1 protein-coding gene is annotated in these 806 nt (G+C 30.5%); it reads left to right on the top strand.

What is annotated here, in order from left to right; all coding sequences use genetic code 11:
* Positions 1-392: 392 nt before the first annotated feature.
* A complete protein-coding gene (locus DMG62_25305; protein PYY18770.1) occupies positions 393-608 on the top strand; it encodes a hypothetical protein in 216 nt (71 codons plus the stop codon).
* Positions 609-806 lie beyond the last annotated feature (198 nt).

Here is an 806-nt window from a genome sequence, read left to right on the forward strand (position 1 = left end):
ATTATTCGTCAAATTGTGAAGAGAAAGGAGAAATAAAATGTTACAACCGTGAAAAGAATGGACATATGGCAAGAGTGTGTAGAAACAAAAATCCAAACGGATACAGTACGAAAAGTAGAGAAAGGAATTTAAACTGCATAGGTATTCGCTCTAGTGAGGGGAGAAGAATACAAGAAGACGAATCCTCATCAGATGAAAATAATGGAAAAAGAGAAAATTACGATCTGAAAATGAAGGTTAACTTATTTACTGTGAAAAGACAATATAAAATAATTTACGTAGGAGATACAAAATTACGATGACAATATGATCAGCAAAACGTGATAACAAACAATGGATGCAGATGATCAATTTAGGAAAGTCAGAAAATTACACAAGTCATACATGGATGATTGACAGAAATGTCTGACCGAATGCCCCAGAAAAATTTAATGATCGGCAAAGAAAAACAAAAAAATTTTATTAAAGAAGAGTATGAAAGAAAAATTACAGAAAAAAGAAAAAAATATTATCCTAAATTATCCCTCAAAGTGATCCTTCAAAAATTTGGAGAGTTTTTCATCTTTTATTTCTATCTCACTTTTAAGATTAATATTATGACGAGTTAAAACCATTTTTTCACCCCTAAGTTTATCTCGTTCTGCTTTAATTTTCTTGTAAGACTTATCAGAAATTTCAGGACGAGATGCCAATTGTTTTTGTAAGGATTCGTTAGAATCATTTAATTCATTAATTCCTTTTTGAGCCAGCTCAAAACGTTCAAAGAGATTATCATATAAGTTGGAAAGTTCTTCGTGTTTATCATC

The sequence above is a fragment of the Acidobacteriota bacterium genome, from assembly GCA_003225175.1.
Classification (GTDB): Bacteria; Acidobacteriota; Terriglobia; order Terriglobales; family Acidobacteriaceae; genus Gp1-AA112.